The sequence below is a fragment of the Bradyrhizobium sp. NAS80.1 genome, assembly GCF_001908205.1.
In the GTDB taxonomy this organism is placed as follows: domain Bacteria; phylum Pseudomonadota; class Alphaproteobacteria; order Rhizobiales; family Xanthobacteraceae; genus Bradyrhizobium.
In genome coordinates, this window is the sequence record NZ_LGHL01000251.1 from 1 (window position 1) to 15,609 (window position 15,609).

The 15,609-nt window shown below is 60.6% G+C and carries 10 protein-coding genes and 1 pseudogene; 2 read left to right on the top strand and 9 right to left on the bottom strand.

Going from position 1 to position 15,609, the window contains the following annotated elements:
• Window positions 1-185 precede the first annotated feature (185 nt).
• From AC629_RS50040 to AC629_RS40115, 6 genes and pseudogenes are all read right to left on the bottom strand, one after another.
• Window positions 186-1,035, bottom strand: a pseudogene (locus tag AC629_RS50040) (ABC transporter ATP-binding protein).
• 61 nt (window positions 1,036-1,096) lie between these two features.
• Window positions 1,097-2,545, bottom strand: a complete 1,449-nt coding sequence (locus AC629_RS40095; protein WP_245332152.1) for an ABC transporter substrate-binding protein — start codon at window positions 2,543-2,545, stop codon at window positions 1,097-1,099.
• The gene (locus AC629_RS40100; protein ID WP_084810192.1) at window positions 2,527-3,654 is read right to left on the bottom strand and encodes a branched-chain amino acid ABC transporter permease; all 1,128 of its coding nucleotides are present in this window, start codon (window positions 3,652-3,654) and stop codon (window positions 2,527-2,529) included. The genes AC629_RS40095 and AC629_RS40100 overlap by 19 nt, the downstream gene beginning before the upstream one ends.
• A 14-nt stretch (window positions 3,655-3,668) precedes the next feature.
• Complete coding sequence (locus tag AC629_RS40105; RefSeq protein ID WP_283848236.1) at window positions 3,669-4,598, bottom strand: branched-chain amino acid ABC transporter permease; 930 nt, start codon at window positions 4,596-4,598, stop codon at window positions 3,669-3,671.
• 9 nt (window positions 4,599-4,607) lie between these two features.
• The gene (locus AC629_RS40110; RefSeq protein WP_084810193.1) at window positions 4,608-5,393 is read right to left on the bottom strand and encodes an ABC transporter ATP-binding protein; all 786 of its coding nucleotides are present in this window, start codon (window positions 5,391-5,393) and stop codon (window positions 4,608-4,610) included.
• Window positions 5,390-7,360, bottom strand: coding sequence for an AMP-binding protein (locus AC629_RS40115; RefSeq protein WP_084810194.1), 1,971 nt, complete (start codon window positions 7,358-7,360; stop codon window positions 5,390-5,392). The genes AC629_RS40110 and AC629_RS40115 overlap by 4 nt, the downstream gene beginning before the upstream one ends.
• A 696-nt stretch (window positions 7,361-8,056) precedes the next feature.
• On the opposite strand from AC629_RS40115, the gene AC629_RS40120 reads away from it, so the two are divergent.
• Entirely contained in the window at window positions 8,057-11,407 is a 3,351-nt protein-coding gene (locus AC629_RS40120) for an AAA family ATPase (protein WP_084810195.1), read from the top strand.
• 224 nt (window positions 11,408-11,631) lie between these two features.
• The gene (locus AC629_RS40125) at window positions 11,632-11,988 is read left to right on the top strand and encodes a S41 family peptidase (RefSeq protein WP_084810196.1); all 357 of its coding nucleotides are present in this window, start codon (window positions 11,632-11,634) and stop codon (window positions 11,986-11,988) included.
• A 21-nt stretch (window positions 11,989-12,009) separates the two neighbouring features.
• Here the strand turns inward: AC629_RS40125 and AC629_RS40130 are convergent, their stop codons facing one another.
• The 3 genes from AC629_RS40130 to AC629_RS46140 form a co-directional block, all read right to left on the bottom strand.
• Entirely contained in the window at window positions 12,010-13,791 is a 1,782-nt protein-coding gene (locus AC629_RS40130; RefSeq protein ID WP_245332153.1) for a Rieske (2Fe-2S) protein, read from the bottom strand.
• A gap of 89 nt (window positions 13,792-13,880) precedes the next feature.
• Entirely contained in the window at window positions 13,881-15,203 is a 1,323-nt protein-coding gene (locus AC629_RS40135; protein WP_168195706.1) for an acetamidase/formamidase family protein, read from the bottom strand.
• 165 nt (window positions 15,204-15,368) lie between these two features.
• Window positions 15,369-15,609, bottom strand: a 241-nt coding sequence (locus tag AC629_RS46140) for a cupin domain-containing protein (RefSeq protein WP_143199818.1), incomplete at its 5' end; no start/stop codon positions are given.

A 15,609-nucleotide genomic window follows, 5' to 3' on the forward strand; every position in this document is an offset into this window, starting at 1 on the left:
ACTGTTCTTGTTTCGGTCGCAGCCGTTGTCGGCGTGCGCCGAACCGGTGAGTGAAAAGACACCGATTGCGATCGGCACTTCTGGACGCAAAGCGGCCATTCGGCCGCGTCTGAGAAGGGCCAAGAAGCCTACGACCAAGCAGCCGGTCACCGGTCCTGCCTGCTTCAGGCGAATGCTGGCATCGGCTAGGCGAGCCAGCGTTTGCGCCGCTTGTAGTGTTTGATATCCCGAAATGATTTTCGCCTGGCGCCGGTGACCCCAAGATAGAACTCCTTGACGTCCTCGTTTGCGGCGAGTGCGCGCGCTTCGCCGTCCATAACAACGCGGCCGTTTTCGAGGATGTACCCGTGGCTCGCATATTTGAGCGCCATGTTGGTGTTCTGTTCGGCCAGAAGAAAGGATACACCCTCCTTGGCGTTGAGATCCTTCACGATCTCGAAGATCTCCTCGACGATCTGCGGCGCGAGACCCATTGACGGTTCGTCGAGCAGGATCATTTTCGGGCGCGACATCAGCGCTCGGCCGATCACGCACATCTGCTGTTCGCCGCCCGATGTATAGCCGGCCGTGGAGCTGCGCCGCTCTCTGAGACGGGGGGAAGTAGCCGTAGACCCGTTCAAGATCTTGCGCAATCGCCAACTTGCCGTCCCTACGCGTGAAGGCGCCGGTCAGGAGATTATCCTCCACCGTAAGATGAGGAAAGGCACGCCGGCCCTCCATGACCTGAATGCAGCCGCGGCGTACCAGATCGTTTGGCGACTGCGACTGCACTTCCATGCCGTCGAACAGAATTGAGCCCTTGGTGACCTCGCCGCGCTCTGCATGCAGCAGATTGGAGATCGCCTTCAATGTCGTCGTCTTGCCGGCACCATTGGCGCCGAGAAGCGCGACGATACCGCCCCGCGGGACCTCCAGCGATACTCCTTTCAACACGAGGATGACGTGATCATACACAACCTCGATATTGTTAACCGACAGCACCGGAACTGCCGCTTCAGTCGCCACACCGACAACGTTGTGAGTTGACACGCGCAGACCTTTCCAAACACTGGGAATCCGGGAGCCGCCGCATCCGCTCCCGGATCGCTCACAAAGCTTAGCTTTCCTTCGAGCACTCGCGTGGCTGGGCCTTCTTGTCCGCGGCGTACTTCGCGGAAACGTCCCTGACGAGCGGATCGATGAGCGGTTCGTCAGCCGTGTACCAGTCCGAGATGATCTTCCAACTCTTGCCGTCCCACTGCTGGACGCGCCCGTCGCGTGTGCCCTCGTGGTCGGAGCAGGAGATCTTGATCGGCTTCAGCATCCCATCGAAGCCGAGTTCCTTTATCCGCGCTTCGGAGAGGTTGAGGTTCTCAAGCCCCCAGCGGACCTGCTCGCCTGTTAGCGGTTTCTGGCCGAATTTCTCCTGCGCCTTGCGGATCGCCTCCACGCCGAGCATGGCATTCACCACGCCACGATTGTAGAGAACTTCGCCGACCTTGCCAGAGTCTGTTGAACCTTTGCCTTTCGCGTAGACGTACTTCTCTATATCGGCGTGGACAGGAAACTTGCCTGCGCCATGCTGGAGCATCAGCGACTTATAGCCTATGGCCTGGTCGCCCGCGGGCGTCACGTCCGGCTCTGCGCCTGACCACCAAACGCCGATCATCTTCTCGCGCGGATACGCAACGGCCGCCGCTTCCTTGACGGCCGTACTGTTCATGACGCCCCAGCCCCAGACCAGGACATAGTCTGGCCGGTTCTGGCGGATCGCCAGCCATTGCGACTTCTGCTCGACGCCGGGGTGCGTGACCGGGATCGGTGTGAACTCGAACCCGTACTTCTGCGCCAGCACTTGCAGCATCGGGATCGGCTCTTTGCCGTAGGGGCTGTCGTGATACAGCAGCGAAATCTTCTTGCCTTTGAGCTTGTCGAAACCGCCGAGTTCCTTGGCGACGTGCTGAATTGCGATATCCGCCGCGGACCAATAGGTGCCGAGCAGTGGAAAATTGTACGGGAACACCGCGCCGTTCTTGGAATCGGCACGGCCGTAGCCCATCGTGATGATCGGGATCTTGTCAGTCGCGGTCTTTTCGGTGAGGGCGAACGTGATGCCGGTCGACAGAGGATTGATGAAAGCTGCCCCGGTTGGCCCCTTGCTCTTGAGGCGCTCGTAGCACTCGACGCCCTTGTCGGTCGCGTAACCGGTCTCGCATTCTTCGACCAGAATCTTGACGCCGTTAATGCCGCCGTCGCGCTCATTGATCAGGTTGTAATAGTCCACAACCCCGTTTGCATAAGGAGCGCCATTCACAGCGTAGGGTCCGGTTCGGTACGACAGAATTGGGATGAACTGCTCGTTTTGAGCTGCGGCTGGTGCGCTAACCACCACGCCAGACGCCACTGTCGCCAATATCAGTGCATTGCATGCAATACTTGGCATTTGCGTATACTCCTCGTTTGAGCCCCTCTTCTTGCTTTCGGGGGTGTGTTTCCTTCCTCCTGCACTAGAGACCGTCCGCGTGCGACGCAGGCGCGATCGTCCATTCAATAGGGAAATGGCCAAAGTCTCAGCTTCTCCTTGCCGATCGATATCAGCCGAGCGAAGCCATGGGGTTCCTTGATGAGAAGATAGCAGATCAACGATCCGAAGATGATGAATTCAAAATGAGCGATCGTCTCCGTCGACAGCGGCACGCCGAGTTCGGCTGGAATCAGATTGAGCATGATCGGGACGATGAGGATGAAGGCCGCGCCGACGAACGACCCCATGATCGACCCGAGCCCGCCGATGATGACCATGAAGAGAAGCTGCAGCGAACGGTCGATCGAGAACGCAAGCGGCTCCCATGAACCCAGGTAGACGAATGCCCAGAGTGCGCCCGCCACGCCGATGATGAATGAAGAGACCGCGAACGCCGTGAGCTTTGCATAAAGCGGCCGGATACCGATCAGCTCTGCGGCGATATCCATATCGCGGATCGCCATCCACTGTCTGCCGAGATTGCCGCGAACGAGGTTCTTCGCCAGCAGCGCCATCAGGGTCACCAATAGCAGGCATAGCAGGTAGCGCTCGATCGGCGATTGCACGATCAGACCAAAGAAGTTCAGTTCTGGCGCATTCACCGATCCCGACGGGGCGTAATTGGTGAACCACGGGATCCGCAGGAACGCCCAATCGAAGAAGAACTGCGCGGCGAGTGTCGCTACCGCTAGGTAGAGGCCCTTGATCCGCAAACTGGGAATGCCGAACAGGATTCCGACACCCGCCGCGATGAGCCCGCCGAGCAGAATGGATGCGAGCACGGACAACGGGGGGATCGAGATCGCGCAGCCAAGCCAGGCGAGCGGGATATGAACGCCTGTTACCAGCTTATAGGCGGAATAGGCGCCGATGGCCATGAACGCGCCGCTGCCAAGCGAAATTTGGCCGCAATAGCCCACGAGAATGTTCGTACCGATGGCGGCGAGCGCCAGGATGAGAAAGGGCAACAAGATTGCCCACAGCAAATAGTCGCTGCCGAACGGCCAAATATGAAAGGTAGCCAACAGCGGCACGCCAATGAAAGCGATGCCGAGCAAGACCGCGAGCGCAATACGGTCCTGTCTGATCGGGAAGATCGCCATGTCCTCTACGTAGGTCGTCTTGAACTGGCCAGCCTCGCGATAAAGCACAACGAACTCCTTTCTCAGACGCGTTCGATGATCCGCTCGCCAAACAGACCTTGCGGCCGGACGAGCAGCACCGCGAGCGCCAGCACGTAGGCAAACCAATATTCGATGCCGCCGCCGATGGATGGCCCCAAATACACCTCTGCAATCTTCTCGCCCGCCCCCACAATGAGCCCGCCGGCGATGGCTCCCGGAATTGAGGTAAGGCCCCCGATGATCAAGACGGGCAGGGCCTTCAGCGCGAGAAAGGTGATGGAGAACTGCACGCCGAGCTTGGTACCCCACACGGTTGCCGCGACCAGCGCAACGAGACCGGCTGCGAGCCAGACCACAAACCAGATCCAACCGATTGGAATCCCGACCGAATGCGCGGCCAGGTGGTCGTCGGCCACGGCCCTAAGTGCGCGACCGGTCTTGGTGCGTTGAAAGAAGATCGCGAGGCCAGCGACCAGGATGCCGGCGATCAACGCGCCCCAGACGTCCAGCTTGTTGACCAGAATTCCACCCGGGAAGACATCCTCGAGCACAAACCAGGCATCCGTCGGAAACAGCCGCAACGGGTAGACATCGGATCCGAAAATCATCTCCGCCGCGCCCTCGATGACGAATGTCACGCCGATGGTGGACATAAACAGCGTGAGACCGTCCTGGTTGACAAGAGGTCCGATCACGAACCGCTCGATCAGCCATGCCGTTGTCGCCATGATTGCGGCCGCAAAAGCGATGCCGAGTACGATCGCAGCCCAAAGGGGAAAGCCGTTGGCAACCAGGAGATCGAGAGCGCGAACCAGCGCCAGGCCTGCGAGCAATACCATTGCTCCCTGAGCAAAATTGAACACGCCGGATGCCTTGAAGATCAACACAAAGCCGAGTGCGACCAGCGAATAGAGCACGCCGGACATTAATCCGCCGATCAGAACCTCGAGAAATTGGCCTAATGCGATCACGAACGCTCCTCAGTGTGCAACGCCAAGATAGGCCTCGATGACGGCTTGGCTGTTCTTCACCTCGTCCGGCGTGCCGTCGGCGATCTTGACGCCATGATCGAGTACCGCCACGCTCTCCGAGAGGTCCATCACCACAGCCATGTCGTGCTCGATCAGCGCGATTGTCGTGCCGTATTGATTGTTCACGTCGACAATGAACCGTGACATGTCCTCTTTCTCCTCGAGATTCATGCCTGCCATTGGCTCGTCGAGGAGAAGGAGCTCGGGTTCCATGGCGAGAGCGCGACCAAGCTCGACGCGCTTTTGCAGGCCGTAGGGCAGGCGCCCAACCGGTACCTTACGGATTGCCTCGATTTCCAGGAAATCGATGATCTCCTCAACGCGGTGCCGATGCTCGAGCTCCTCTCTCAGTGCAGGACCGTAACGCAGCACCTGCCACAACAGGCCCCGGCGCACCTTCAAGGTGCGGCCGGCCATAATGTTGTCGAGCGCGCTCATCCCCTTGAACAGCGCAACGTTCTGAAATGTGCGCGCGATGCCGCCGCGCGCCGCCTCGAAGGGCTGCATCTTGTCCCTGGTGCGTCCCTTGAAGGTAATTGTGCCATGATCGGGATGGTAGAAACCATTGACGACATTCAGCATCGAGGTCTTGCCGGCGCCGTTCGGGCCGATGATGGCTCGAATTTCGCCTTTTCGGATGTTGAACGAAACGTCCTTCAGCGCCCGGACGCCGCCAAAGGACAGCGCCACAGCCTCGACTTGCAGCAGGATTTCGTTGGTGTCTGGCGCTCTCATGCGGCCTTCTCCAGGGACTCCGCCGCGCCAATTGCCTGCATGTCGCGAATCTTGACCCGCGCCGCGATCGTGCCTTTGCGGCCATCCTCAAAAGTGACTTCAGTGGAGATGTCGGCCTCATACGAGCCATCGTAGAGTGCCGCGAGCAGCGGCGCATAGCGTTCGGCGATGATCCGGCGGCGCACCTTCTGCGTGCGGGTCAACTCGCCATCATCCGCATCGAGTTCCTTGTGCAAAATCAGGAAGCGGCGAATCTGGGCCCCCGCGAGCACCTTTTCCTCAACGAGAGAGCGGTTCACCGCGGCCACGTCGTTCGCTACCATGTCGTAGACCAGAGGATGCCCGGCAAGCTCCTGATAGGATCCGTAGGCAACGTTGTTGCGTTCCGCCCAATTCGTGACGGCAATCGGATCGATGTTAAGCATCGCGCAAACGAACTCCCTCGAGTCACCGAAAGTGATCGCCTCCTTGATGTTGGGAAAGAACTTCAGCTTGTTCTCAAGGTATTTCGGCGCAAACATCGTACCGCCGTTCAACCTGCCGACGTCCTTCGCGCGATCGATTATCTTTAAGTGTCCGGTCTTCTCGTCGAAAATGCCCGCATCGCCGGTCTTGACGTATCCATCTGGCGTCATGGCTTCCGCGGTCTTTGCCTGATCCTTAAAATATCCGACGAACATGCCGGGCGAGCGAAATTGCACCTCGCCCGACTCTGCAATGCGGACGTCGACGTTTGGCGCTGCAGGACCAACAGTATCGGAGTAGATTGCACCATCAGGCTGGCACGTCACGTAAAGAAACGCTTCAGTCTGGCCATAGAGTTGCTTCAGATTTAGCCCGATCGAGCGGAAGAATGCGAACAGATCCGGACCGATAGCCTCGCCTGCAGTGTATGCGACGCGCACCCGAGACAGGCCGAGAACGTTCTTGAGAGGCTCGTAGACCAGCAGCCGCCCGAGTGCATAGAGCAAGCGGCCTGACAGCGGTACCGGTCTTCCGGTCAAGACCTGCTCGCCATGCAAGCGCGCAACGTCCAGAAAGTAGTTGAACATCCGCCGCTTGACGGGCGAAGCGTCTTCCATGCGGATCATCAGCCGCGTCAGCATGGCTTCGAAGCCGCGCGGCGGAGCAAAGTAGAAGGTTGGTCCAATCTCATGTCTGTCCTGCTCGATCGTGTCACTGCTCTCCGGACACGCCGTGCAGAATCCAGCGACGAGGCCTTGCACATAGTTGAGGTAATGATCGCCCACCCACGCCAGCGGCAGGTAGGCGAGCACCACGTCCTCGTGGGTCAGTCCGTCGAACCTGGTGGTATCGGTTGCGGCATCAATGCACCCTCGGCTTGACAGCGTGACTCCCTTCGAGGCGCCGGTCGTTCCAGAGGTGTAGAGGATGACCGCGACGTCCGAACCATTGCCCGCCTGCACGAAGTCATCGATCGATTTGCGAAGCGCAATGTCAGTCGCGAGGGCTGCGCGGCCCTCCTCGATGATATTGCCGATTGCGATCGATCGACTTCGATCGTAGCCATCAAGGCCGCGCGGCTCGTCATAAACGACCTTGTCGAGTTGCGGCAGTCGGTCGGACACCGACAAGACTTTATCAACCTGCTCTTGGTCTTGAGCCGCGACCAGTTTCGCCTCGGCATGAGCGAGAACAAAAGCAAGCTCGTCGGCCACCGCCTCGGCGTAAACTGGAACGGGAATCGCGCGCAGCATCTGCGCGGCCATCATGGTCCAGTACAGCTTCGGCCGATTGGCGCCGACTACGGCAATTGTATCGCCCGGCTGTAAGCCAAGTCGATGCAACCCGGCGGCGTAGGCACGCACGATCTCGGCAACTTGAGCCCACGTCCAGCTCTGCCAGATGCCAAGATCCTTGTGTCGAAATGCCGGATGGGTGCCAAACTGCGCGGCGTTCCGCAGCAGCAATTTGGGGAACGTATCAAACGATCCACCACCGGGCATGTCGGTCTCGATCCCAAAAACCGGCGCGTTGGTTCGCTCCTGTTATGGTGATGCCTGCCCGTTTTGAGCACGGCCATGCGAGTGCCGCATGGTAGAAGATTACAACGAATAAAAGGCCCGACAAGTACCAGATTGATCGATATTTTTCCTCCGCGGGGCAGGCGCGGTCGGGATGGATTTGCCGGATGCCGCTCCCGGAGGTCAATCTGACCAATACACCAGGCCGGAGATTCAACTCGAAGAAGATGTCGGTTCGTCAAGGCGCGCCGCGGCCGTTGCCAGGAAGCCTCAAATACCGGTCAGCCGGCGGCATGAAATCTAACCACTGGAACGCAAGCATCGACTTTTCGCCGCCAGCTATGGGGGGGCGTCACACTTTTCGGAGGCGCTTCAAAGGCGACAGTGAACCATTCTTTTGCCACGAGGACTAATCTCTGAGTGGAAACTCGTTATTCGCCATGTCGAGCGTCTTGAAGACACGTCGCTCCCTCGGCTGCAATACGGTCGCATGCAGCGGTCGCGTTTCTGCTGATTAGTCCAGAAGTAGTGAACTGGCGCTTTTCGCAACGCTCACCACCGTGCCTTTTCGAGGAGATACGATGACCGAGATTCAGTGCCTCGGTGCAGGCGGGCCGATCGCCCCTGGAAGCGATACCTGCGGGAGCTAAGAACGGGGCCGAGGAGTGTCCAATTGCCATGAGAGGCGTCACCGAGTGGCTCGAGTCGATCGGCTTTTCGGAGTATGCTCAGCGTTTCGCCGAGAACGGCGTTGATCTCTCGGTACTCCGCGACCTGACGGACCAGGATCTCAAGGACCTCGGCGTTCTGCTGGGCCATCGCCGCAAGATTCTGCGCGCCATTGCGGAGCTTGAAAATGGGGCGAGAGCGGCAGCACCGGTAGCCGAACCAAGGCGACCAGATGAAGCCGAGCGGCGCCATCTGACAGTGATGTTTTGTGACTTGGTCGGCTCCACAGCCCTTGCGGCGCGGTTGGACCCGGAGGACATGCGAATCCTCATTGGCGCGTATCACAGTTGCATCGCAGAAGTTATAGGCCGCTATCAGGGAAAGATTGCCCGCTACATGGGTGACGGTGTGTTGGTCTATTTCGGCTATCCACATGCCCATGAGGATGATGCCGAACAGGCTGTGCGCGCTGCGCTCGCACTCATTGGTGCCGTAGCGGCTATCCGGAATGTCGCTGCGACGCTGCAAATTCGCATCGGCATTGCAACGGGAACAGTGGTCGTAACCGAGCTGCTGATTGAGAAAACGCCGGCGGAGCAAGCCGTCGTTGGTGAGACGCCGAACCTCGCCGCGCGCCTGCAAACGCTGGCGGAGCCGGGGACTGTGTTGATCTCCGCGTGCACGCGCCAACTCACAGGGGGAGAGTTCCATTATCGTGACCTCGGCCCAGTCGCGCTGAAAGGCTGGGCGGAGCCAGTCGAAGTTTATCAGGTGCTGGGGATGAGCGGTGTAGAGAGCCGTTTCGAGGCCATGCACACCACTAAGCTGCCGCCGCTGTTTGGGCGCGAGGAGGAAATCGAGCTGCTGTTACGCCGCTGGCAACAAGCTACACGGGAAGAAGGCCGGGTCGTGATGCTTGCTGGAGAGCCGGGGATTGGCAAGTCACACATTGCGTTAGCGCTTAATGAGCGGCTCCAAGGTGAGACACATATCACGCTGCGCTATTTCTGCTCCGAGCACTATGCCCACAGCGCATTGTTCCCATTTATCAGCCAACTCGAACGTGCTGCCGGGTTCAAGCACAGTGACTCACCTCAGGAGAAGCTATCCAAGCTGGGTGCTCTACTGGCGCAATCCACACGCGATCCCGAACATCTTGCCGTTCTCGCCAATTTGTTGGCGCTGCCACCCGATGATCACTATCGACTCCAGGACCTCACCCCACAAAAACGCAAAGAGAAGACCTTTGCGGCACTATTGGCCCAGCTCGACGAGTTAGCTGTGCAGCAGCCGGTTTTACTCATTTTCGAAGATGTACACTGGATTGACCCAACGTCGCTCGAGCTCCTCGCCGCTACTGTGGAGCACGTGCCGCAGCTTCGGGCACTTATGCTGATCACGGCCAGGCCCGAATTCACTTCGCCTTGGCCGAGTTATCCCCACACCACAACGATCCCGCTCACCCGCCTTGGCCGACGCGACGGCACAGCGCTGGTCCTGCGGGTGACCGCCGGCAAAAAGCTCCCCAAGGAGGTAATGGAGCACATTCTCGCACACACCGATGGGGTGCCGCTCTTCGTCGAGGAATTAACCAAGATGGTGCTTGAAGGCGGCTTGTTGCGAGAACGGGACGGAGAATATGTTCTCGAAGCGCCTCTCCCGTCGTTGGCGATCCCAACCACGTTGCAAGCTTCGCTGATGGCTCGCCTTGATCGGTTGTCACCGGTGCGAGACGTCGCCCAGATCGGAGCCGTCGCGGGGCGCGAATTCCATTATGAACTTGTGCGTGCCGTCGCCGGGCTGTCGAAGCAGAGATTGGACGAGGCGCTTGATCAGTTGGTGCGTTCGGAGCTGATATTCTGCCGAGGTGAAATTCCTCACGCGGTCTACACCTTCAAACACGCGCTGGTGCGGGACGCCGCCTACTCGGGACTCTTGAAGAGCCGACGCGCAGCGCTGCATGCCAGCATCGCAGACGCCCTCGAGCAACGGTTCCCAGAAATTGTGGAGGCTCAACCTGAAACTATCGCGCACCATCTCACCGTGGCGGGGCTGTTTGAAAAAGCGGGGGTATATTGGTTGCAGGCCGGCAAGAAAGCCGCCATACGCTCCGCCAACCTCGAAGCGATCGCGCACCTGCAGCGAGGAATCGAAGCCTTGGTCCATTTGGCCGACGGCGCGCGGAAGGACAGACTGGAGCTTGATTTCCAATTCGCTCTGGGCCCCTGCCTGATCGCTACCCAGGGTCCTGCCTCGAACAGGGCGGTGGCGACCTTCGCGCGTGCGCGCGAATTGTGCGAGCGCCTCGGAGATCCCCCCGAGCAACTACAAATCATGTTCTGGTTGGCCACCGCGAGCGTCATTCGCGGTGAGTTACCGATTGCCGAGGAAATGGTCGCTGTCCTGCTTCATCTCGCCGAGGCGCGTGGCGATCGACCAGCGTTGCTCAATGCAATGCGTGGGCAGGCCATGATTCGCCTTTTCATGGGACATCTCATCGGCGCCCGCGAAGCGATCGAACGTGCCTTTGAGGCGTTTGACGCAAGCACCGAGGAGGAGAGACTGGCTGCCCGTGCCGCTGGCCAGGATGCCGGAGTGGCGGACCTTGCCCTGATGTCTTGGGTTCTTTGGCTGCTCGGCCACGTCGACATGGCAATCACACGAATGGACGCCGCCATTCAGCGGGCAGACGACATCGGTCATCCACATTCGCAAGCTTATGCTTGCTATTATGCGTCTGTTATCTACGCTCTTCGTGGCGAGCTATTGACTGCGCACGGCTATGCCGAACGCTGTCTCACCTTGTCGGAGGAACACGGATTCCGGCAATGGCGAGGATTGGCGCGCGCCGTCCGAGGGATATGTGCGACCTTTCTTGACCCTTCATCCAGCACACTCGAGGAAATCCGGACTGCCATGAATGAATATCGTGGCGCAGGTTATCAGCTGGGTATCACCGCATTGTACGTGCTTTTGTGTCCGGCCTTATTGTTGAGCAATCAATGCGAGGCTGCGGTGGAGCTGATCGAGCAGGGCCTCGCTACAACCAGCCGTAACAGCGAACGGGTATTCGAGGCCGAATTGTATCGACTGAAAGCACGCGCGCTTCTCGTCCGCGCCGCGCCGGACGCCGGCACAGAGGCGCAATCACGGCTCGATCAGGCACTGACCACGGCAAGAAGCCAACAGGCTAGAGCCCTCGAACTTCGAGCTGCAAGAGACCTTGCAGCCTTGTGGATCGACCAGGGCAGGCGCGAGGAAGCGGCCCAACTGCTCGGGCCGATCTGCGCCGGGTGCACCGAGGGCTTTGAAACGCAAGATCTGAAGGAAGCAAAGGCTTTGCTCGATCGACTGCGGTGACCTCCGCTATCGTCCGTCCAAGCCGCGGCGGACCGAGGTGAAACAATTAGGGCGGGGACATCGAAACCGTTTCGGGTCAAAATACGATGTCGCGGGGAGGTAGCTTTGGCGCAAAGCGACCACCCTTTGATTGGTCTTGATTTTCTTGGCCGTATTTAGCTCAAACTGGCCCATGATGGATTGGAGCGAGAGTTCGAGTTTTTCAATTGGTTAGAAGGCGGCGTGTGCACGGCTTCAAAAAGTACCGGTTGGGCGAACTCATCGGCCCCCTGACAGAGGGCGGGGTCCTTGCCGCCACCGCATTCGTCATTGGAAGCGGCTTGCTGCTGCTCGCAGTCGAAGATGTCTGGGTCGATGGCGAGCGCCTGGAGGGCGTGGGCGTGACGCCGATGATCGAGGTCCAGGCAGGCGCGGCCTCCGCCGGGTCAGACGACCCCCCAACTGAGCCGTGCTGTCGCGGTTCTGTCCGGGACCTGATCCGGGCGTCAGTCTCGTTCGCAAAGCAGAGGCAATGCGAAATGGTCATTTGGAAGCGCGGCTCGGTTCGCCGGCGCAGGCTCTTGTCAGTTCATATCGCCTGAGTGCGCCCTCGGCGGGTGATGTCAGGACGATCCAGCCTCGTGATGCAGCTCGCCACCCCGCATCAAGCGGCGGGCGATGTCGGCCGTCTGCTGGGACGCGCGTTCGGTCGGGAAATGAGCCGCCAGATAGCGGGCAACCGCGATGAGGATGTGCCGACCCTCGTCCGTGTCGCCCCACGCGCCGAATTGCCGGATTCCCGCCTCCAGCATCTGATACGCATGGAAGCCTGCATCTTCGCGCAGCACCGCATGCGCGAGCGTGGCGATCAGCGCCTGCGGCGAATGGCCGAGCGTAAGATGCCGTGCCACCAGGCTTGCGGCGAGATCAACCTGTCTCTGCCGGTCGAAGGCGTCGAGCAATGCGGCGCCGATGGTCTCTGGATCCGCGGGCAGATCATCGAGCTGCCCGCCGCCGTCGCCGGGGACGCGCGCCGGCGGCACATTGAGATAGCGAGCAAGGTAGAGTGCCATCGCTCCGTGCAATATGCCGCGGACGGCTGTGACGTGAGTGTCGATGTTGGCAGTCCCGATGCGCGTCAGCATCTGGTGGACTGCGTTGGCGTAGGTGAAGACGTGATGCGCCGTCTCCCAGTCGGCGTGCTCGTTGGCATTGCCGAAGCGCGCAACCCTGAGCGCTGCCGCGTATGCGAGGGATTGGCCAAGGTCGGCTGGAGCGGCACCGGCGCGGATCGCCTCCTTGAGCGCGTCAACGATCCCAGCCGGATCATCACCGAGCAGCTCTTGAGCGAGCGCGGCGTGGCCCGACCAGTCACGCGGGCCGCGTCGGGCAGCGAACAGGTCGGCGACTTCGCTGGTTGATTCCTCACACAACGCAACAAGGTCAACGGGCTGGCGCCAGGCCGTCGATTCCTCGGCGCCACGGGCCGCTACCAGCTGACCGACGACAGTCGGCAGCAGAGCCGCCGCGTGTTGCCAGCCGACCAGATCGAGGCACTCGAACGCCTTGTTGATGAAGTCGAGCGAGTGTCCGGTGTCGGCGAAAGCCCGCTCGGTCTCGGCGGCGAACAGGGCATCAGCGAGTTCAGCCGGGGAGAAGCCGGCCGCAACCGCCGTGAGCAGGGTGCGCTCGGCCGCCTCGCGATGGCGCACGTTTGTCCAACGCCGCAGCCAGCGCTTGAGCGCCGCCGGATCCGGCCGGCTTCCAAGCGGCGCGCGTTCCCGCCGAGGCGCCTCGCCGTCGCAGTCGGCCGCCACGCGGCGTGCGCCGTGGAATAGAGCGAGATAGGCTTCCTCCTCCGGCAGCACAGGCAGGATATTGGCGAGTGCCGTAAGGATCGTAAGACCCACACCCCAGCCGTCGCGATTTTGCGCTCCGAACAGCGCCACCTCTCGTACGATTTCGGCCTGCGGTACGCCGGCCGCGAGCAGACCATGCATCGCCTTGGCAATGACGAGGCCGAGGTCGTGGGCGAGGCCGTTTGCAAGCCGCTGACGCCAGTGCGCCGCGAGATCGGCAGGAGTGAACGTAGTCTTCACCCAGACCTCACCATTGCGCACCTCGACCGGGTAGACCGGCACTTCGTCCGCCCATAGGTCGAAGGTGCAGCCGCTTTCGAGATCGAAGCGAGCGTGGTGCCAGTGACAGGTCAAGATGCCGTCCTCGACGCTGCCGCGCTCGAGCGGGAAGCCCATGTGCGGGCACCGATTGTCGAGGGCGAAGACGCGCCCGCGGTCGTAGATGACGAGGATCGGGCGATGGCCACCGCGTACAACGAGCCGCCCCTTGAGCCTCAGCTCCTCGAGGCTGCCCGCCAGCACAAATTCCTCGCTCGGGGCGTCCATGAGCATACCTCCCATTGCCGCTTTGGGGGCACCGCAGGTACTCCATCACATAGGCATTCTCTCGCGCAGAGGCGAGAGCCCAGGCGAGCTCATACCACCGTCATCTCGCGCCTGAGATCGGAAGCGAAGATGGCCTTCGGGATCAGGGCGTGAACGCCGCGCACGATGTCCACCACCTGCGTCACGCGGAAGCTTGCGGCGATGCTGCACAGGGCGTAGGCGTCGAGCTCGCTGATCTTCGCCCGCGTCGCCAGAAACTTGATTGCATTGCGCGCCGCAAGCGTCATCGCCGCGTTGAGGTCCTTGTCGAGTCCCATAACGATCCAATGTGTGTCTGTTTCCGCCACCGGCCAAGCCAGGTTCTTCTGCTTGTGCAGGATGATCTGGATGCGCAGCTCTTTCAGCCGCGTCTCCAGCGCGGTGAGGGAAATCTCGCCGTCGCCCTGCACCGCGTGGCTATCGCCCGTATAGATGAGGGCGCCCGGCTTCCACACCGGGATGTAGAGCGTCGAGCCTTCGGTTAACTCGCTGAGATCGAGATTGCCAGCGTGAGGGCCCGGAGGCACCGAGCTGGTCACGCCGGGGCTCAAGGGCGGGAAATAGCCGTCGGGCGGCGCAACGCCCAAGGTGCCCTGGAACGGCTTCAATGGGATGCTGATGTTGGGCATAAACTTGCCCGTCATGGCGCCAAGGTCGAGATCGACGTACTTGATCTGCCCCTGCGCATAGTCCTGCGGCAGCAGACCCGTGCCGAGCGCCCCCGGGTTGTTGAACACCGCGCCCCATTCGTAGGGGCGGATCGACTGGTACCGGACTTCCAGCACGTCGCCCGGTTCGGCGCCGGCCACAGCGATTGGTCCGATGATCGAATGTGGCCCCCGGCCGGGATTGCTCACGCGCAGCTGCGCCAGGGTATTGACCGGCACTCCTGGCTGCATTTCATTCAGGAAGTGCGACCAAGTATCGGGGAAGCTGATGGTGTCGCTCGACTCGATGCTAAGAATCGGCGGCAGGGTGGCGTCGAATACACCGAGCCGAACCGTTTCCCCGGTCGAGGGAACCACATGCACGCGACCGTCAGGCTGGGAACGGCGCATAGGCCCGGCGCCGGATTCCTGTGCCTGCGCAAGGCTGGTGAACCAGGGCTCGACAGCAGCCAGCACACCCAAAAAGCTGCTCGCTTGCAGGAACTTCCGGCGCCAGCGACCACGGGCCGACAAGTAGCCATCAAAAATTCCCTGATCGACGTGGTCCATATGGAGGAGGCGATCGGAGGCGCGACCGTCAAAGGCAGCGTCCTTGATGTCCTCGCGGATGATACCGGTTCCCTTCTCGTCGCCGCAGCCGAAGAGGTTGGCGCAGGCGTGATGGTGATCGGGAGCGTGTTGGTGTGCGTGCTCGAGTTCTGACATGATGACCCTCGCAATAGAGCCCCCTCGCGACATCGATCGTTTCGTGCTCGCCATAACGAAGTTATTTTTCGTCTCCCTGACCGACTATCTGAGCAGAGTCGAACGACTCTCGGAAATTGTGGAATCGAATGGTCCTCCTGATGCCGCGGGCCGCGCGCCGTCGGCTTATTGCTTCTCCGCCGGCGCCACGGGAAGCACGGCTGCCACACCTTCCGGATTGATGTTGAAGGCCAAGAAGACCAACGGCTCGTTGCCCGGGTTTCCCCATTGGTGGACGAGGGTGTGCGGCTCATAGATCAAGGAACCCGGTCCCCTGGTTTCAGTCTTACCGTCGACCGTGTTCGCCCCGGTGCCCGAAATGATGAAATAAAGAGCCGCGCCCGACCGATGGTGTGGCGGGTTGGAC